The following is a 19,206-nucleotide window of genomic DNA, read 5'->3' as shown; positions in this document are numbered from 1 at the left end:
AAAATAAACTTATTTTTTCGCAGTAATTTGCGCTAGCATCGTGTCTGCTCCGGATATTTCTACCCCTTGGTAATAATGCTTAACGATATCTTGATAATTTTTACCGGCGGAAGCCATTCCGTTTGCCCCGTATTGGCTCATGCCAACACCATGGCCATAGCCCTCAGTTGTGATTACGATATTATCTCCTTTTACCACCCACTCAAAGTCGGTTGACTTCAAGCCAAGCTTCTCTCGTATTTCTTTTCCGGAAAATTCCTTGCCATTAATTTTCACCTTTGCAACACGTTGTCCGGCAGTTTTTTCAGTGATGTTCCCAACAGAACTCTTGCTCGCAAGTTTTACGCCGAGCTTCGCTTCAAACTCTTTAATCGTGAAGATCTTTTGATCCGAGAATTTAGGTGAATTTTTATCCCACGGGCTTTGAACGCTTCTTAAGTATGGAAATGAATTAGACCAATAATCCTCTGAGTTTTCAGTATAACCATTACTAGTGGAGAAAAATGTGGCGGTAATTGGCTGGCCATTATAGGTGAGGACTTGCCCGGCGGTTGCCGTAACGGCCTCTTTAATTTTTTTGATTTTCCAATTGTAGTCCGATTTCCAGACGTTCCTAAGTTCTGTCTCATTTTTGTACACCTGGTGCAGCTCGGTGTCAGCGGTGTCCGCCCCCTCCGGTAAACCAACGCGATTATCGCTGATCATTTGCTTCACGATATACGTTCTTGCGGTAAGTGCTTGTGCTTTCAGCGCCTCCATTTCAAAGTCTGCAGGCATTTCAGCAGCTACAACCCCTGTTACATAATTTTCAAGCGGAAGCTTTTCCATTGTTTGTGAAGCAGTTCTATAAACGGCAACTTCCACACCGATGCTAGTTGGTTGGTTTTGATTTCCTTGAACCGGTTGATCTTGCTTCATTAACCGTTCACCCAGCTTTCCGCTCACTTCGTCCGCACTAAAGGGAAGGACAAGTAAGCTCGGTATTAAAATGGTTACCGCTAATAGCAATGCTGTTACTGCGACGTAAAGTTTGAATCGTGTCATGATTAAGCCTCCATACCAATGAAAAGTAAACGCCAGCGAACGGGTACGCTTCATCACAGCACAGGGGCGGGGGACAGTCCCCCACTGCTTTAGTGGGGTGATGGATTTTTCGTTCGCCTCGTTTCATTAATTCATATGGTTTTGGACAAGCGTTTATGACAGAAAATCTCCTCGTGAAGATGACTATTTGTTGTTTATGAGTCGTTTCGTTAAATTTATTTAGCTGGTTTGCAATTTTTATAGGAAAATGAGGATATTTTTAAAAAAAAGGGTCAATTTTCAAGGGGAATTTTGCAATTTTTATTAAAATCAGCTAGTTTTTCGGGGATTTCCTTCTTTTTTTAAAAATATTTGCTCACTGAAAGTTGTTTATGCTCGTTTAAATGTGGATATGGGACAATTCAAAAAATATATAGACCAACTTTTTAAATTTATAGACCAACCTCAGAAATATATAGACCAACTTTTAAATTTTATGGACCAACTTCTGAAATATATGGGACAACTTCCAAATATATGGCACATCTATGAATTATATGGGACAACTTCCAATTATATGGGACACTCTGAAATAGTTACACCACCACCCCCCCACGAAAACGACTACCCTCCCACCCCCCACAACAAAAAACCGAAGCTGATCAACTCAACTTCGGCGGGCGTGCCATAACATATATTAAGCATTCAAATCCGTAACAACACTTTCCTCGATCATCAACAAATGATCTTCCTCTTTCACACGCTCAATATCAGCACCTAACAGCGCCAACTTCTCGTGGAAATTCACATAACCGCGGTCAAGATGCTTCAACTCTGTTACACGAGTAAAACCATCAGCAACAAGACCAGTTAAAATTAACGAAGCAGCTGCGCGCAAATCAGTCGACGCAACCTCCGCACCTTGCAAATTAGACGGACCATTAATAATAACCGAACGGCCTTCAATTTTAATATCCGCATTCATGCGGCGGAACTCTTCCACGTGCATAAAGCGGTTTTCAAACACAGTTTCTGTAATCATGCTCGTACCTCGAGCACGCAACAACAATGCCATCATTTGTGACTGCATATCCGTTGGGAAACCTGGATGCGGCATCGTTTTAATATCAACTGCCTTCAACACCTCAGGGCCAATAACACGAACCCCGTCAGCTTCCTCCACAACGGTAACGCCCATTTCTTCCATTTTTGCAATCAACGAAGTCAAATGCTCAGGAACAGCGCCTTTTACCAACACGTCTCCACCCGTAATCGCCGCAGCAACCATGAACGTTCCTGCTTCAACACGGTCCGGAATAATCGTGTGATCGGCCCCAAACAGGACATCTACACCTTCAATACGAATCGTTCCTGTGCCAGCGCCACGAACCTTCGCGCCCATCGCATTCAAGAAATTCGCTAAATCAACAATCTCCGGCTCCTTCGCCGCATTCTCAATAACCGACGTTCCTTCAGCAAGCGTTGCTGCCATCATAATATTTTCCGTTGCACCTACGCTTGGAAAATCAAGATAGATCTTCGCTCCCTTTAAGCGACCGCCTGAAACCTCGGCCTCGATAAAGCCGTTGCCAACCTTAACATGTGCTCCCATTGCTTCGAAGCCCTTCAAGTGCTGGTCAATCGGACGAGATCCAATTGCACATCCACCTGGCAAGGCAACACGAGCGCGGCCATTTCGAGCCAATAAAGAGCCCATAACTAAAACAGATGCCCGCATTTTTCGAACATATTCGAAAGGTGCCTCATTCCTTAGCACTTTTGACGCATCAACCGTAACCTGATTATTATTAAACTCCACTCCGGCATTTAAATAACGCAATACTTCATTAATCGTGTATACATCGGAGAGAGCGGGTACATCACGAATAATACTTTTTCCATCACTTGCTAATAATGTTGCAGCGAGTACAGGCAAAACGGCATTTTTTGCCCCTTCTACTTTAACGGTACCGCTAAGCCTATTTCCGCCGCGGACGATGATCTTTTCCAAAGTGTATTCCCCTCCGCGTCCATTTTCTCTATATTAATATTCAATCGTAATGATTGGTGTGCCAACTACTAGGGTCGTTTGCGCGCCCATTCCTGTTGTTCGCAGCCCCAATTGTAAATTCATACTGTCATGGTTTCTCTTTAGCGATTCGGCGAATAAAGGCGAAGATGCCGTTACGGAAATAAACTTATTTTCAGATAGAGATTCTATTTCATTCGCATTAAATGCTTCTAATAAACCATTCTTTTTTGAAGTCAAAGTCGTTTTCATCTTACCATCTAGTTCCGCTTTTACACAAGAGAAAATTTCAGGTTTCCCACGAAAAATGTCAGAAAATGTTGAAGATATGTCCGTTTCCAAAAATCGTTCGGTAGAATCAGCCCAAGCTTGGCCGCTTACCTCATAAATTACATACGCCTGAGTGGTTTGTTTTGTGGGGGTCGAAACAATTCGAATCATTTGTTGAAATGGTGAATGCTCTGGGGAAACAGCGGTTGCTTCCCAATACTGATGCGTTTCTGATTGATTCCAATCCCACTTTGGAAATTTCTTCTTCAATGCACTTACGTAATTTTCAACATCCTTCTGCTGCTTAACATCAGTCAGCTTTTCTCTTGCATGAATGGTCCATTCATCAACTTGAATATTTTCGCCTTGGATGACAGATGCTATTGTAATTAAATCGCTCGCCTCAAGCGATCTCGATTTCATTGCTTCCGTCGTGCCATTCCCGAATTGCAAAATGATAAAACAAATAATTACCAAAAACACCAACTTATTTATATGTTGTCTCATCTTTATAACTCCTCTCCATACTTACATTGTTACCCGAAGAGGAGCCTGCATACTTGGGAATTGTCGTCACTTTTTGACAAGCACATATGTATTCAAGAAAAAACAACACAAAATGAATTGTACTTAAAAATGGCCCATTTGGGAACATGTAGGAAGTCCTAAATTTTCGCCAAAACAGGTACTTACTGGAACATTAACGGTAACTGCTGCGACCACAACAAATAATCAAGGAAAAAATTACTAACACTAGAACCAAGCGCAATCGACAATATTATATATAGTACTCTTGCCTGCACAACGTGATTCTTCTTCAAAATCTTCTCCAGCTGCAGCGCCTGAATCGCCCACCACGCCACCGCAATAAACACCAGATGCGACAAGATGCTCAACAACGCCTGCTGCCCAAACTCCATAATCAAATTACCATCTCCCCCTTTTAGACGAACCACTTGTGAAAAAGTTTCAAACTTTTTTTATGAAAAATAAACCAGCCCCGTTCCTTCAGCCAATTCACAACAAGCTCCATCCAATATCTGTTTTAACTCCAATACCCCTCCGCCGCCATCCAAACACGCACGTAAAAACCACCCATTCCAGGTGGTTGCAATCTGAAGGTGTATTATTTTCGTTCTGGCGCGAAACAAAACACGCAAAACACGTGTACAAGGTGATTCCTCTGCTTACTAGTGCAGTTCGAACGCCGGCGGTTCCTCTGCTCACTAGTGAACTTCGTAAGCCGGTTATTCCTCCACTAACTCATGTATCTCAACAATTGTCCGCTCTTCTAACCTCGGACCTCTTAAATGAACAGTCGCTGTTCTTTGATCATCATTTAAGGCATCAATCCAAACCGATGCCCCATTATATTTTACATCAACATCGGCCGAAGAGGATAGTATTTGCTTCACTCTCTTTGCATCCATTTCCATACACTCCCTATTTTTTATAGATTCACTCTAGTTTTTGACCGTTTAACGATAGTTATGTATGGATTTTTTGGAGAAAAGCTTATTATTAATTGGTTTTTTGGCATTTTGTTAAATTTATGAGCCGGTTCGGTGAATTTATGAGCCGGTTTTTGGTTTTTATGAGCCGTTACGCAACATTTATGAGCCGTTTTTCGATTTTTATGAGCCAATGTTTAGTTTGTCACACCCTGACAAGGCAGCGCGCAACATTTATCGGCGGTTTTCCGGAATTTATCGGCGGTTTTTCCACTTTTATCGGCGGTTTCCAAAATTTTATCGGCGGTATTTCCACTTTTATCGGCGCAAGTGCCATTCATCACAGGGTAGAATTCAAATTCTACGCACAAAAACCCCGCAAACACAAAAAAGGAAGAGGCACCAAACTAACTCGCCTCTTCCCTAAACGATCCCCTTTATTTTCCCACTAAAACTTTGTTCGTAATTTTATTGTAACGCTATTTACTAAATAAATCCAATTTCATCACTTCCATTACTGGAAGAAATCACTGAAATTCTTAAACTGTGAATCGATGAAGTCATAAGCTGTATCTGGTGCCACCCCTAGCACCAGAGTGCCAATTACACAAATCACGATCACGACTCCAACACCGACTGGAATATGAATCTTCTCGCCATGCTTCTCGTCGGCTGGACGGAAAAACATTTGCGTCATTATACCAAAATAATAAACGTAAGAAACTACCGTCGCAGCGATCATGATCGATGCTAAAACGTAGTGGGCAGGCTGGTCGACTAAAGCGCCCATAAAGATGTTGACCTTCCCGATAAATCCGGCTGTTCCTGGGAATCCGGCCAGTGAAAGCACGGCCACACCCATTGCCACCGCCAAGAACGGTGACTTGCGATACAGACCGGCAAACAGGCTAATGTCCTCAGAACCTTTGCCATTCGTTACCAATTGGATAATCGCAAATGCACATAAATTCATGAATAAGTAAGCGGCTAAATAAAACCACAACGTATTAAACATAAACTGTAAAGTCGTAAACACGACTAACAAATATCCTGCGTGCGCGATACTTGAATAGGCAAACAACCGCTTCACATTGCGCTGACGCAACGCTACCACGTTACCAACAATCATCGTCGCCCCGGCCAGGAAGCCGATATAGTCCTGAATCTGATAGAAGAACGGCATCGAGCCCGTTCCTTCTGTTGGGATGCGGACAAAGATCATCAAGAACACCCGAGTCATCAACACAAAACCGGCCGTCTTTGAAACGACACTCAAGAAAGCCGTAACTGGTGTTGGCGCACCTTGGTAAACGTCCGGTGCCCACATATGAAACGGCGCCGAAGCAATTTTGAACGACAAACCGATAAACGTCATGAAGAAGGCTAAGCCTAGCAAATAGACCATTTTTGAATCTGCAACGGTTCCAGCTACTGCTGCAATCTCAAGCAAATTCGTTGAACCTGTTAAACCGTACACATAGCTTAAACCGAACAAAGTTATTGCCGAAGAAATACTTCCGTTAATGATGTATTTCATAGCCGCTTCGTTCGATTGTAAATTACGCTTGCGTATTCCGGCTAAAACATAAGAAGAAAGTGATAACAACTCAAGTCCAACAAACAAGGTGATTAAGTCACCACTTGACGCCATCACCATCGCGCCCAACAACGCTGTTAAGAATAAGTAGTAAAACTCACCGCGATACTCTTCTAAGCCTTCGCGCGTATCGTCGCTGATTGCTAAAATTAACACTAATGCCGAACCGCCGAGTAATAATAGCTTAAATGCTTTCCCGAACGAATCGAGGCGGAACGTATCGTGTAAAATCGTTGTTACCTCGGCATCAAATAAGCCTGCCAACGAAATCATTGCCAATAACACACCAGCTACGCCGATCCAGCCGATATTGCGACGGTCGAAACGTGCAGGTGCAAATAAATCAAGCAGGGACATTAAGGTTGCGACACCAAGGATGATGAATTCCGGAGTCATAATTCCCCATTCATACGATGATAATGCAGCTGTATCCATCCTTCATCACCCCCCTATCCCTAACATGATGGTTTCGATTGTTTTTTGGAGCGGTTCGCTTAACAGCGTTGGGTACACACCGATTAATACGATTAGACCCATTAACGTTAAGACCGGAATCATTTCTACTGCTCGCAAATCTGACACACCAGCGAATTCCCGCTCTGCTTTTCCAAACGTCATGCCGAGCACCGCGCGCAACAAGTATACAGCCGTCATGATAATGCCAAGCGTACCGACTGCAGCCAACCAAGGCATTTCCTTGAACAAGCCCATGAACGCCATGAACTCGCTGACGAAGCCTGACATCCCTGGCAAGCCGAGTGAAGCCATTGCGCCGGCTAGTAAAAATCCGGCCACAAGCGGCATGCCCTTCGCCAATCCGCCGAGCTTGTCAATTGCCGTTGTATGCGTTCTTTCATACATCACTCCAACAAGGAAGAACAACAACGCGGAAATTAATCCGTGCGACACGACTTGGAAAATTGCCCCTTGAATCCCGGCAGCATTTAAAGCACCCAAGCCAATCAAGACAATCCCCATATGAGAAATCGACGAGTAAGCTAGTACCATTTTGAAATCTTTTTGGATAAATGCCAAATATGCTCCGTACAATAAATTTACAACCCCAAGTACGGCAAGCACACCAGCAACTTCCTTAAACTGTTCCGGGAAAATTCCCATCCCGAAACGAATTAAACCGAAAGCACCGATTTTCAACAAAATCCCTGAGTGAATCATTACAATGGATGGTGGTGCTTCTACGTGCACCTTCAGCATCCAGCTGTGCAATGGGAAGATCGGCAGCTTCACACCGAACGCCACAAGCAATGCCACAAGCAATCCGAACTTCGCGGCATCAGAGATTGGTGCAATCAGCTCGACGCCCTCTTCGTTCATAAAATATTTCAACGCTTCAATATTTGAGGTTCCGGTCCGAGCGAACAGCACCATGATGACGATGAGCAGAATCGCCGAGCCTAAACCGTTATAAACTAAAAAGCTGTAAGCTGCTTTTTCTTTTTCAAAATAACCCCATTTACCGATCAAGAAGAACATCGGCACCAGCGTCACTTCAAAGAAGATAAAGAACAGGATCAGGTTTTGGGCGGTAAACACACCGAGCATCCCGACTTCGAGCAGCAGGAATAACATGAAATACCCTTTCCATTCTTTTTTAATGTGAATGGAAGCAATCGCTGCCAAAGTTGCCACGACGGCTGTCAAAACGACCATGATCAACGAAAATTCATCGACACCCAACTCGTAATCAACCGCGAATAAATACTTATCATCAAAGCGGCCAAATTGCACCCAGCGCACCTTTTCCGCTAATTGTGCGAGGTTTGCACCCCCGCGATATTGGAAGAAAGCGACCAGTGAGAAAACGAGTGCCGGCAATGTTGCGACAAAGCCGATAATTTTAATCGTTTCTTCTTTTGCTCTCGGAACAAACGCTAAAGCCAATATACCTAGTAACGGGGAGAATACTAAGATGGATAAGAAATTTTCCATATTCATTATAAGTACCCCCCAGTCAAAGCAAAGATCACAACTAACAACGCCAGACCAACAAAGGCGACCGTACCGTACGTTTGAACCTGTCCGGATTGTGCCTTAGAGCCGGTTTTGCCAAGCGTTTGCACCGTGCCGATTACCAGCTTGATGATGCCCTCTACAAGGAAGACTTCAATAATTCTAAACAGCTGGCTGATCCATTTTGTTACATAAACAATCGTTAGTCCGTAGAATTCATCGATATAATATTTGTTATATAAAATATTGTAGACAAGCGGCACACGCTCCGTTATCCAGCCGCGTGATATACTGCGCTTTGAGTAGATCGCCCAGGCGAGGCCAATTCCCGCTAACGACACAACGGTTGCGACAATCATAATCCATGCCGGTCCTTCGATATGGCCATGTCCAAGCGCTTCATTGCCCTCAGTCAACCAATCGCCAAGGAAGGTTCCGAACCAAGGCGTGTTCACGTATCCGGACACAACGGCCAATACGCCAAGCACGATCATCGGCAAAGTCATCACCGATGGTGACTCATGAACATTCTTCATCTCGCTGCGAGCTTCCCCGCTGAACACCATGAAGAACAATCTGAACATATAAAATGCGGTAAAGAAGGCAGCGGCAACGGCCAACCAGAATAGAACGGTATGTCCACCTTCCCAAGCCGCGATTAAAATCTCGTCCTTACTGAAAAATCCGGAAAATAACGGCACACCGCTGATCGCTAATGTTCCGATTAAAAATAACGGACCTGTGACGCGAAGCTTTTTCCATAATCCGCCCATTTCCTCAATGTTCTGAGTGTGGACCGCATGAATCACGCTACCCGCTGCCAAGAATAGCAACGCTTTAAAGAATGCGTGAGTCATTAAATGGAACACTCCGGCAACATAGCCTGCTGAACCAAGCGCCAGCATCATATAGCCGAGCTGGCTGACGGTTGAGTATGCGAGCACTCGCTTGATATCAGTTTGCACAAGACCGATGCTTGCCGCGAAAATCGCGGTAACCGCACCAACAACAGCGACCGTTAACAGTGCTGTTTCACTTGCCGTAAATAATGGGAACAGTGAGGCTACTAAGTAAACCCCAGCGGCAACCATCGTTGCGGCGTGGATTAATGCGGAAACTGGTGTCGGACCTTCCATTGCATCCGGTAACCAGGTGTGCAGTGGGAATTGACCGGATTTACCGACCGCCCCGACAAAGATTAAGATCGCCGTCAGCGTGATCATCCCAGCCGATACGGCTCCCTCTTCCACTGCTTTAAAAATTTCATCATACTCAAAGCTGCCAACTTGCCAGAATAACAGGATCATTCCGATTAGCAAGCCGACATCCCCGATTCTTGTCATGATAAATGCTTTTTTCGCTGCCGCCTTTGCTTCCTCTTTGTAAAAATAAAAACCGATTAACAGGAAGGAACCTAGACCGACAAGCTCCCAGAATATGTACGTTTGTAATAGATTCGGTGATAGAACTAAACCGAGCATCGCAAACGTGAACAAGCCTAGGTAAGCGTAAAAAACCGGAATTCGTTCATCTCCATGCATATACCCTTTTGAATAGGTATGAACTAGTAAACTGACTAGCGAAACGATTACTAGCATTAATGCATTTAATTGATTCACTTCAAAACCCGCTGTTATCTGAGTATCCCCGAACGTAAGCCAAATCGCCTCGTTCTTATATGTTGGCGCTGAAAAACGCTCAAATAGCACCAATAAAGAGTAAATGAAAGTGGCCAGTGTTAGTAAAATTCCAACATAAGCACTCGCTTCTTTCAATCGTTTACCGATAAGAAGAAGGATTAGAAACGATAAAAGCGGGAAAAGCGGTATGATCCATGCACTCTCCATCAATATCACATTCCCCTTTTTTAAACGCGTTTATTTGGCTGTGTCATCTGTTTGCCACGCGTCTGATTGAGGCCCGCCTGTTGCGGGTCTATGATTCGCCGCCAAAGCACGGGCGAATCATTGTTCTTTGCAAATTTATTGCTGTGAAAAACTAGCTGTTCTCAACAATCGATCGTTCTGCTGAAAACTGGTTTATTTTTAAAAAAATATTAATGCTTTAAAGAATCCATTTCATCGATGTTAACCGTTTTGCGGTTGCGGTACAGCGATATGAGGATTGCTAAGCCTAGGGCTGCTTCAGCTGCGGCTACGGCGATCGCAAATAGAGCAAAGATCTGGCCGTCAATCGATGGAACAACACCGTATTTACTGAAGGTAACCAGGTTAATATTGACTGCATTGAGCATTAGTTCAATCGAGATCAGTACGATGATCGTATTGCGCTTTGTTAATGCTCCGTAAAGCCCGATGCAGAATAGAATAAGTGCCAGGGTTAAATAGACTGAAATAGGAGCTGAGCTCATTGATTATCTGCCCCCTTTTCCTCGTCCTTCTTAGACAGGACGATCGCGCCAATTAATGCGACTAAAAGAATGACGGATGTGACTTCAAATGGAATCACGAATTTTGAATAGATGGCTTTCCCGATCTTTTGTGTATTATCTTCGTGAAGGCCAATATCTTTCACCGGAAGATCGAGATCGTATATTCCGAAATAGAATGCTGCTGCGAAGCCGACAACTCCTAGAAAAAGTAAGAATTTCCGAAAGCCGCCCTGCTTTTGCTCTTCTTCGTCGTTATGACGGGTTAGCATGATTCCAAATAGCATAATAATCGAAATCGCACCGGAATAGATCAAGATTTGAACACCGGCAACAAATTCAGCTGATAAAAGAACGTAAATGCCGGCGATGCTGATAAAAGTTAATACAAGGGCAAGGACCATATGAACGACTTTATTGAGGTTCAAAAGCAGCACACCGCCGATGATGGCGATAAGCGCGAGGCCCATAAATGCGATTAATTCACCCGTCATGGTTTATTCACCTGCCGAACATTTTCATCATTTTCGTCCAAATACTCGAGGTTTTTAAACAAGGCATCGCGACTGTATTCCGCTAATTCGAAATTATTGGTCATGACGATTGCCTCAGTTGGGCAAACCTCCGTGCACAAATCGCACAAAATGCAAATTTCAAAGTTAATGTCATATGTGTCGATGATTTTCCCCTTTTTCGACGGATCCGGGTGCTTTTTCCCAGTAAGTTGGATACAGTCTGTCGGACAAATCGCTGAACACTGATTACAAACGATACACTTTTCCGGGTAAAACTTTTGAATGCCGCGAAAACGATCTGGAAGCGGCAGCGGCTCGTTTGGATAGTCATATGTTAGCTTTTCACGTGTCAGACTTCTCAGGGTATATTTCAAGCCTTTCGCTAAACCAAGCATGTAGTCTCACCCCTTTTTTATTTAAAACAAATTAATCAATTCTTTGATTAATGCTGTTAAGAATATATTTGCCAATGATACAGGTAATAGGACCTTCCAGCCGAACTCCATCAACTGGTCGGCACGGACACGCGGAAATGTTGAGCGAATCCAGATTAGGAAGAAGACGATTAAGCTGAATTTAAGGGCAAACCACACAGCTCCCGGTATAAAGCCCAAGAATGGAAGCGGCAGCCATCCGCCCAGGAATACAGAAGTAATCAGCGCCGACATGGCAAACATGTACACATACTCTGTTAACATGAAAAACGCCCAGCGGAAGCCGGAGTATTCGGTAAAATATCCCGCTACCAGTTCATTTTCTGCTTCAGGCAAGTCAAATGGCACCCGATTTAGCTCTGCAACTCCAGCAATGATGAATACGATAAAGGCAACCGGTTGAAGCAAAATGAACCAGCCATTCTGCTGTGCGGCAACGATATCATTTAAGTTCAAGCTTCCTGTTAGTAAAATAACCCCTAAGAGCGACATAACCAGTGGTATTTCGTATGAAATCATCTGCGCCGTTGCCCGAATCCCACCGAGCAGCGAGTATTTGTTATTGGAAGCCCAGCCTCCTGTTAAGATCCCGACGATGGTCATGCCTGAAAAAGCAACATAGTATAGCAATCCGACACCGATATCGGCAAACTGAAGCTTGTCGGTAAACGGAATCGTTGCAATAACGATGAACGATGGTGCAAAGGCAAGGACTGGCGCGACAATGAACAATGGCTTGTCAGCAAGCTTTGGCATCGTATCTTCTTTTAATAAAAGCTTCAAGACGTCAGCAATGGTTTGCAATAGTCCGAAGCGGCCGCCGAGCTGATCCGGCCCTTTGCGGAGCTGCATAAACCCCATTACTTTACGCTCGGCTAAGATCGCGTACGTAACGAATCCGAGGATGACCAAAAGTAAGATGGTAGCCAGAAGGAAGAAGATCCCGAAATTTAACCAACCCGGGCTGGAATATAATAACTCTTCGATCATTAGCCGTCTACCTCCCCGAGAACAATATCGATCGCGCCTAAAATGGCGATCAAGTTCGAAATATTTTCACCCTTCAATAACTTAGGGAGTATTTGCAAATTATAGAATGATGGTCTGCGGAATTTTAAGCGATACGGTTCTTTCTTCCCGTCACTTGCAATATAGCAGCCAATTTCACCACGTGGAGATTCGATTCGGACAAAGCCCTCTCCTTTTGGCGCTTTAATAATCTTCGGAACCTTTGCTAAAATTTCACCGTCTGCCGGGAACTGTTCAACCGCCTGCTCAAGGATTTTCAGCGATTCTTCCATTTCTGCGAGGCGCAAGTGATAACGCGCTAAGCAATCCCCTTCCGTACGGACAGGAACATCGAATTCGAATCGGTCATAAATGGAATATGGCTCATCCTTACGAAGATCCCACTTAACCCCTGTACTGCGAAGGTTGATTCCGCTGAGGGAGTAGTTAAGCGCGTCTTCTTTAGTATAGATTCCAATTCCTTTAACCCGGTTTAGAAAAATTTCATTTCCTGATACGAGATCGTGATATCCAGCCAATTCCTGGCGCATATACGGAATGAAGTCTCTAACCTTTTCAATCCAACCCTCTGGTGCATCCCATTTTACCCCGCCAACACGCATGTAGTTGAAGGTTAAGCGGGCACCGGAAATTTCCGTTAACATGTTAATAATCATTTCCCGCTCACGGAAGGCGAATAAGAATGGGCTTGTTGCCCCAAGGTCTAATAGGAATGTGCCCCACCACACCAAGTGACTGGCAATCCGGTTAAGCTCCATAACAATAACCCGTAAATATTCCGCCCGTTCTGGAACCTCAAGGCCCATCATTGTTTCAACAGCATGAACAAGAACGTAGTTATTTGTCATCGAAGACAGATAGTCCAAACGATCCGTATATGGAATAATTTGTGTATATTGCAGATTTTCAGCAATTTTTTCCGTTCCACGGTGCAAATAGCCGATTACCGGCGTTGCTTCGGTAATGATTTCCCCGTCAAGCTTTACGACGAGGCGGAAAACACCGTGGGTACTTGGATGCTGTGGTCCAATGTTCAATAGCATTTCTTCTGTTCGTATTGTACTCATTGGTTATACCTCCACATCGTACTGTTCATAATCTTTGCGGAGAGGGTGACCTACCCAATCCTCCCCTAGCATAATGCGATGGAGGTTTGGATGACCTATAAATTTGATGCCCAGTAAATCGTATGCTTCACACTCAGGCCAGTTGGCTCCCGCCCAAAGCGGTTCAAGTGATTCAATTTCAGGATTGTCACGGTCAATCTTTACTTTTAGCGCGACAGATTGGCGATTTTTATAAGAGTAGAAGTGGACATACACTTCCATATGCGTTTCAAAATCCGTACCGTGAAGCTCAGACAAATAATCAAATCCAAGCAGTTCATTGTATTTCAAAAACTGTGCCACCTTGAAATAGGCTTCGCGCTTTGCCACTAAGGTTGGAACATCTTTAGACAGTTTATTAATATAAGAATCTTCTAATACATCGTTTCCTAGATGCTCTTCAATCACCTTGACATACTTATCAAGGTATTGTTGATTTGGTGAAGGCTTTGCTTCCTCGACTGGTTCAGCGGCCGCTTCTGTTGCTGCTCCTGCTGCCTTAGCTTTCGCAGCGGCTGCGGCTTTTGCCTTTGCTTTGGCAGCGGCTATGGCCTTCGCTTTTTCATCAACACCCGCCGGTGCGTCTCCACCCTGCTTTGCGGCGGCTGCAGCTTTTGCCTTTGCTGCCGCGGCTGCTTTCGCCTTTGCGGCGGCAATCGCTTTTGCTTTCTCGTCTCCTGCTTCAGCAGCTGGGGCTTCAGCTCCTCCCGCTTGTTTCGCAAGCGCTGCTGCTTTTGCTTTCGCGGCTGCGGCTGCTTTTGCCTTTGCTGCTGCGGCGGCCTTCGCTTTCTCGTCTGCTCCTGCTTCAGCAGCTGGGGCTTCTGTGTTTCCGGCTTGTTTCGCTAACGCTGCCGCTTTCGCTTTGGCTGCGGCAGCAGCTTTTGCTTTGGCGGCTGCTTCTTTCTTTAATTGCTCGATATCTTTTTCCCCGCTCATCGATTACAACACCTTCTTCCCGGTTTTCGCCTCGTAGCGGATCTTTTCTTTTAATTTATTAATCCCATAAATTAAGGCCGCTGGATTCGGCGGACAGCCCGGAATATAGACATCAACAGGGACGATTTGGTCGACCCCTTTTACAACTGAATAGCTTTTCACATAAGGTCCACCAGCTGTTGCACAGGAACCCATCGCAATTACCCATTTTGGTTCAGGCAACTGATCATACAGACGTCGTAAGATCGGAGCCATCTTCTTCGTAACCGTCCCCGATACAATCATACAGTCCGATTGTCGTGGCGATGCTCTAAAGATTGTTCCAAACCGGTCTAAATCGTAGTGCGCTGACCCTGTTCCCATCATTTCGATTGCACAGCAAGCCAAGCCAAATGTCATTGGCCAGAGTGAGTTGCTCCGCGCCCAAGCTTTGACTTGTTCAAGCGTTGTGAAAAACACAGTTCGTTTGATTTCTTCCATTTCTGCAGGTGAGATGTTCTCAAGCTTTAAGTCCATTTGAGCACCTTCTTCTTCCAGGCATAGATGAGTCCAATTAGAAGCATTATTACAAAAATCATCATTTCAATTAAGGCAAAGAGTCCAAGTTTTTCATAGGCAACGGCCCATGGATACAAGAATACGGTTTCCACATCAAAGATAACAAACATTAAGGCAAAAACGTAATAGCGGACATTGAACTGGACCCGTGCATCGTGAAATGGGTCGAGACCGCTCTCATAAGTGGTGTATTTCTCAGCACTTGGCTTGTAGGGACGTAAAATTTTCCCTATTAACAATGCCACAACTGGCAATAAAACTCCTAGACATAGAAACACAAAGACAATCAGATAATTATTCTGATACAAGTTGAGTAAATCCATGCCCTAACCTCCTATGTCATAAAATTTTCATAATTCCGTTTGTAACCGATAACATTATATCACTGTTACAATTTTGTGTCGACAAACGTCCACCAAAAAATAGGCTTTGATTTTCCATGGAACATCATACCATTTTTGCAGCTCCGTTCACCTCTTTTACGACCATTTTTGGCTTTAATTTCTCAAGTTCCAAAATTAAGTAAATCTATAACTCTATTATTTATTCGACTCCAATTTATTTCAAACCTATGTATTGTATTAATGAAGAAACAGAGTTTTCTTCATTTTTAGAAAAATATTCACTTTTTCGACACGTAATCTTAAAAAATGGTTGAACATTCGATAATATTTTATGTTCTTTATTTTATTGTTATTTTTTTAAAATAAAGGTTCTGTTATAGTTGGCTGTTGATTTCCGCTCCAGGTGCTCGCTTTCCGCGGGGGAGTCCGGAAGCCTGTCTAGCTGCAGCGGCTAGGGGCTCGGGGTCATAAGCCAATCCGTCAAGAAGGTCAAAGAACGACCTTCATGCCGGCTCGTCTTATGCCTGTCGCCCCTGGGCAAGCCGCTTCCACTTTTCCTTCTCCTCGGCGCAAGCGCCTGTGGGGTCTCCCGTGACACCTTCTCCCGCAGGAGTCTCGCACCTTCTGCTCCAATCAACAGAGTGCTCAAAATCAACATTGTTCTTTGACACAGCAAAATAAAAAACACCCTCGAGCGCTTGCTCGGGGGTGTTGTTCATTAAATCATTAAACTCTATGTTGTGCAACAGTGATACGATTGATGGCACGTTTTAGTGCAAGCTCGGCACGTTTAAAATCAAGGTTTTCTTGTTTTTGATCACGTAGGCGCTGCTCGGCACGTTCTTTTGCACGAAGGGCACGTTCGACATCGATGTCTTCAGCTTTCTCCGCAGTTTGCGCTAGAACCGTTACTTGGTCTGGGCGCACTTCTAGGAATCCACCGTTAACGGCCACATATTCTGTTTTTCCTTCGGTTTTAAGGCGAAGGGATGCAATTTCTAACGGTGCGACCATTGGAATATGTCCAGGTAAGATACCAAGTTCGCCCGTAAGAGCTTTTGAACTTACCATTTCAACATCCTTATCGTACACCGGGCCATCAGGAGTAACAACATTGACTTTAATCGTCTTCATTTTTTAACCTCCTGAACCGAAATTAGACCTCAACACCCATTTTTTTAGCACTCTCAACCACTTCTTCAATGCGGCCAACTAGACGGAATGCATCTTCTGGAAGGTGGTCATATTTACCTTCAAGAATTTCTTTGAAACCTTTTACAGTTTCTTTTACAGGAACATAAGATCCTGCTTGTCCAGTGAACTGTTCAGCCACGTGGAAGTTTTGAGATAAGAAGAATTGAACACGACGCGCGCGGTGTACAATTAGCTTATCGTCATCAGATAACTCGTCCATACCTAGGATGGCGATGATATCTTGTAATTCACGGTAACGTTGTAATGTTTGTTGAACTTGACGAGCTACTGAATAGTGCTCTTCTCCAACAACTTCTGGTGACAATGCACGAGAAGTTGAAGCAAGAGGATCCACCGCAGGGTAGATACCCATTTCAGAAAGCTTACGCTCAAGGTTCGTTGTTGCATCTAAGTGAGCGAAAGTTGTAGCCGGAGCCGGGTCAGTATAGTCATCGGCTGGTACGTAAATCGCTTGGATTGAAGTAACAGATCCTACGTTAGTAGAAGTGATACGTTCTTGTAATTTACCCATTTCTGTAGCAAGAGTTGGTTGGTAACCTACGGCAGAAGGCATACGGCCTAATAACGCAGAAACCTCAGAACCTGCTTGAGTGAAACGGAAGATGTTGTCCATGAAGAAAAGAACGTCTTGTCCTTGCTCATCACGGAAATATTCAGCCATTGTCAAACCAGTTAGGGCAACACGCATACGTGCTCCTGGTGGCTCGTTCATTTGTCCGAATACCATCGCTGTTTGCTTGATAACGCCAGAATCAGTCATTTCGTGATAAAGGTCATTACCTTCACGAGTACGCTCACCTACACCAGCGAATACAGAGATACCGCTGTGCTCTTGAGCGATGTTATTGATTAATTCCTGGATTAATACGGTTTTACCTACACCGGCACCACCGAATAGACCGATCTTACCACCCTTGATGTAAGGAGCAAGTAAGTCTACTACTTTAATACCAGTTTCAAGGATTTCAACTTCAGTAGAAAGCTGCTCGAAAGAAGGAGCTTCTCTATGGATAGAGTCACGGCGGAAATCTCCAGTCATTTCTCCATCTAAGTCAATTGCATCACCTAGTACGTTAAATACACGACCAAGTGTAACGTTTCCTACCGGTACAGAGATTGGTGCACCAGTATCCACTACTTCGATTCCACGGGTTAAGCCGTCAGTAGAAGCCATTGCGATTGTACGAACTGTATCGTCACCTAAATGAAGGGCAACTTCAAGGGTTAAGTTGATGTCAACTTCAGATTCGTTACGCGCTTCAGAGACGATTTTCAAAGCATTATAGATCTCAGGAAGCTGACCGCTTTCGAACTTTACGTCAACAACCGGACCCATAATTTGAAGAACGCGTCCTTTGTTCATCGTTTTCCCTCCTAACATACTCTAGAAACAATATTGAAGCCTGAGGACTCGTCGTACGAGCTCCCCGGCTTTATTTTTATAAAAATAGATCAAGGTTGGAGCGCAATCACGTTTATTCTAACGCTGCAGCTCCGCCAACGATTTCGGTAATTTCTTGGGTAATCGCCGCTTGACGAGCACGGTTGAACATAAGCGTGTAAGAACGGATAAGCTCACCAGCGTTATCAGTTGCATTCTTCATCGCTGTCATCCGGGCTGCGTGTTCACTTGCTTTACTATCTAAAAGTGCACCATAGATTAAACTTTCAGCATATTGCGGCAAGAGAACATCTAAAATTTCTTCAGCCGAAGGCTCAAACTCGTAGGAAGTAAGTTTTGAAGAAGTTGTTATATCCGTTAACGGAAGCAGCTTTTTCTTTGTTACTTCTTGAGAAATGGCACTAATATAATGGCTGTAATAAATATATAATTCATCGAATGTAGTGTCCGAGTACATACCGACTGATTTACTTGTAATGTCTCTAATATCTTCAAATGAAGGCTGGTCTGCAACCCCGATAATATCAAGGATCACTGGCATACCACGTTTTACGAAGAAATCACGCCCAACACGTCCAACTGCAATAATTGCATACTCATCAGTTGATTGATGATTTTCTTGAATCGTTTGGTAGACTTGACGCAATACGTTACTATTAAATGCTCCAGCCAATCCACGGTCTGAAGTTATTACTATATAACCGGTCTTCTTAACAGGACGAGATACAAGCATTGGATGGTTTGCATCCTTGCTGCCGATCGCAATTGATGCCGTTACTTCCTGGATTTTTTCCATGTAAGGTACGAATGATTTTGCATTCATAACCCCACGGTTCCATTTAGCAGCGGATACCATCTCCATCGCTTTTGTGATCTGGCTCGTCTTTTTAGTAGAAGTGATCCGGTTTTTTATATCGCGTAATGATGCCACAGTTTC

19 protein-coding genes and 1 pseudogene are annotated in these 19,206 nt (G+C 44.1%); 1 reads left to right on the top strand and 19 read right to left on the bottom strand.

Features of this window, described 5'->3' with window-relative positions; genetic code table 11:
- Positions 1–9: 9 nt before the first annotated feature.
- The 5 genes from spoIID to ACI48O_RS09435 form a co-directional block, all read right to left on the bottom strand.
- Positions 10–1,044 carry a stage II sporulation protein D gene (gene spoIID / locus ACI48O_RS09455; RefSeq protein WP_435561549.1) on the bottom strand — a complete coding sequence of 345 codons (1,035 nt, stop codon included), beginning with the start codon at positions 1,042–1,044 and terminating at the stop codon, positions 10–12.
- Positions 1,045–1,720: 676 nt separating this feature from the next.
- Positions 1,721–3,034, bottom strand: a complete 1,314-nt coding sequence (gene murA / locus ACI48O_RS09450) for a UDP-N-acetylglucosamine 1-carboxyvinyltransferase (protein WP_435561548.1) — start codon at positions 3,032–3,034, stop codon at positions 1,721–1,723.
- Positions 3,035–3,067: 33 nt separating this feature from the next.
- The gene (locus ACI48O_RS09445) at positions 3,068–3,829 is read right to left on the bottom strand and encodes a YwmB family TATA-box binding protein (protein WP_435561547.1); all 762 of its coding nucleotides are present in this window, start codon (positions 3,827–3,829) and stop codon (positions 3,068–3,070) included.
- 182 nt (positions 3,830–4,011) lie between these two features.
- Positions 4,012–4,248: a DUF1146 family protein gene (locus ACI48O_RS09440; RefSeq protein ID WP_435561546.1), complete on the bottom strand. Its 237-nt coding sequence runs from the start codon at positions 4,246–4,248 to the stop codon at positions 4,012–4,014.
- Positions 4,249–4,569: 321 nt separating this feature from the next.
- The gene (locus tag ACI48O_RS09435; RefSeq protein WP_435561545.1) at positions 4,570–4,752 is read right to left on the bottom strand and encodes a small, acid-soluble spore protein, H family; all 183 of its coding nucleotides are present in this window, start codon (positions 4,750–4,752) and stop codon (positions 4,570–4,572) included.
- Positions 4,753–4,916: 164 nt separating this feature from the next.
- Between ACI48O_RS09435 and ACI48O_RS09430 the strand changes: the two genes are divergently transcribed.
- Positions 4,917–5,225 (top strand): hypothetical protein, encoded by a 309-nt coding sequence (locus ACI48O_RS09430; RefSeq protein ID WP_435561544.1) that lies wholly within the window; start codon positions 4,917–4,919, stop codon positions 5,223–5,225.
- A gap of 62 nt (positions 5,226–5,287) precedes the next feature.
- Here ACI48O_RS09430 and nuoN read toward each other — a convergent pair whose 3' ends face one another.
- From nuoN to atpG, 14 genes and pseudogenes are all read right to left on the bottom strand, one after another.
- The gene (nuoN, locus tag ACI48O_RS09425) at positions 5,288–6,805 is read right to left on the bottom strand and encodes an NADH-quinone oxidoreductase subunit NuoN (RefSeq protein WP_435561543.1); all 1,518 of its coding nucleotides are present in this window, start codon (positions 6,803–6,805) and stop codon (positions 5,288–5,290) included.
- Positions 6,806–6,811: 6 nt separating this feature from the next.
- Positions 6,812–8,326 (bottom strand): NADH-quinone oxidoreductase subunit M, encoded by a 1,515-nt coding sequence (locus ACI48O_RS09420; RefSeq protein ID WP_435561542.1) that lies wholly within the window; start codon positions 8,324–8,326, stop codon positions 6,812–6,814.
- The gene (gene nuoL, locus ACI48O_RS09415) at positions 8,326–10,191 is read right to left on the bottom strand and encodes an NADH-quinone oxidoreductase subunit L (RefSeq protein WP_435561541.1); all 1,866 of its coding nucleotides are present in this window, start codon (positions 10,189–10,191) and stop codon (positions 8,326–8,328) included. Before nuoL ends, ACI48O_RS09420 begins: the two co-directional genes overlap by 1 nt.
- 206 nt (positions 10,192–10,397) lie before the next feature.
- Entirely contained in the window at positions 10,398–10,712 is a 315-nt protein-coding gene (nuoK, locus tag ACI48O_RS09410; protein WP_435561540.1) for an NADH-quinone oxidoreductase subunit NuoK, read from the bottom strand.
- Positions 10,709–11,224 carry an NADH-quinone oxidoreductase subunit J gene (locus ACI48O_RS09405; RefSeq protein ID WP_435561539.1) on the bottom strand — a complete coding sequence of 172 codons (516 nt, stop codon included), beginning with the start codon at positions 11,222–11,224 and terminating at the stop codon, positions 10,709–10,711. Before ACI48O_RS09405 ends, nuoK begins: the two co-directional genes overlap by 4 nt.
- A complete protein-coding gene (gene nuoI / locus ACI48O_RS09400; protein WP_435561538.1) occupies positions 11,221–11,640 on the bottom strand; it encodes an NADH-quinone oxidoreductase subunit NuoI in 420 nt (139 codons plus the stop codon). The genes ACI48O_RS09405 and nuoI overlap by 4 nt, the downstream gene beginning before the upstream one ends.
- A gap of 21 nt (positions 11,641–11,661) precedes the next feature.
- Positions 11,662–12,669, bottom strand: coding sequence for an NADH-quinone oxidoreductase subunit NuoH (gene nuoH, locus ACI48O_RS09395; protein WP_435561537.1), 1,008 nt, complete (start codon positions 12,667–12,669; stop codon positions 11,662–11,664).
- Positions 12,669–13,775 (bottom strand): NADH-quinone oxidoreductase subunit D, encoded by a 1,107-nt coding sequence (locus ACI48O_RS09390; protein WP_435561536.1) that lies wholly within the window; start codon positions 13,773–13,775, stop codon positions 12,669–12,671. The genes nuoH and ACI48O_RS09390 overlap by 1 nt, the downstream gene beginning before the upstream one ends.
- Positions 13,776–13,778: 3 nt before the next feature.
- Positions 13,779–14,705 (bottom strand): annotated as a pseudogene (locus ACI48O_RS09385) (NADH-quinone oxidoreductase subunit C); the annotation flags it as partial.
- Between the two features lie 48 nt (positions 14,706–14,753).
- Positions 14,754–15,266 (bottom strand): NuoB/complex I 20 kDa subunit family protein, encoded by a 513-nt coding sequence (locus tag ACI48O_RS09380; protein ID WP_435561535.1) that lies wholly within the window; start codon positions 15,264–15,266, stop codon positions 14,754–14,756.
- Complete coding sequence (locus tag ACI48O_RS09375; RefSeq protein ID WP_435561534.1) at positions 15,257–15,631, bottom strand: NADH-quinone oxidoreductase subunit A; 375 nt, start codon at positions 15,629–15,631, stop codon at positions 15,257–15,259. Before ACI48O_RS09375 ends, ACI48O_RS09380 begins: the two co-directional genes overlap by 10 nt.
- A 747-nt stretch (positions 15,632–16,378) precedes the next feature.
- Positions 16,379–16,786, bottom strand: a complete 408-nt coding sequence (locus tag ACI48O_RS09370; RefSeq protein WP_435561533.1) for a F0F1 ATP synthase subunit epsilon — start codon at positions 16,784–16,786, stop codon at positions 16,379–16,381.
- A gap of 22 nt (positions 16,787–16,808) precedes the next feature.
- The gene (gene atpD / locus ACI48O_RS09365; RefSeq protein WP_435561532.1) at positions 16,809–18,230 is read right to left on the bottom strand and encodes a F0F1 ATP synthase subunit beta; all 1,422 of its coding nucleotides are present in this window, start codon (positions 18,228–18,230) and stop codon (positions 16,809–16,811) included.
- Between the two features lie 112 nt (positions 18,231–18,342).
- A complete protein-coding gene (gene atpG / locus ACI48O_RS09360; protein ID WP_435561531.1) occupies positions 18,343–19,200 on the bottom strand; it encodes an ATP synthase F1 subunit gamma in 858 nt (285 codons plus the stop codon).
- Positions 19,201–19,206: the final 6 nt, after the last annotated feature.

Source organism: Neobacillus terrisolis (assembly GCF_051233475.1).
Classification (GTDB): domain Bacteria; phylum Bacillota; class Bacilli; order Bacillales; family Cytobacillaceae; genus Bacillus_BU.
Note: the sequence above shows the minus strand (reverse complement) of the source record. Positions and strands in the feature narration are given on the sequence as shown.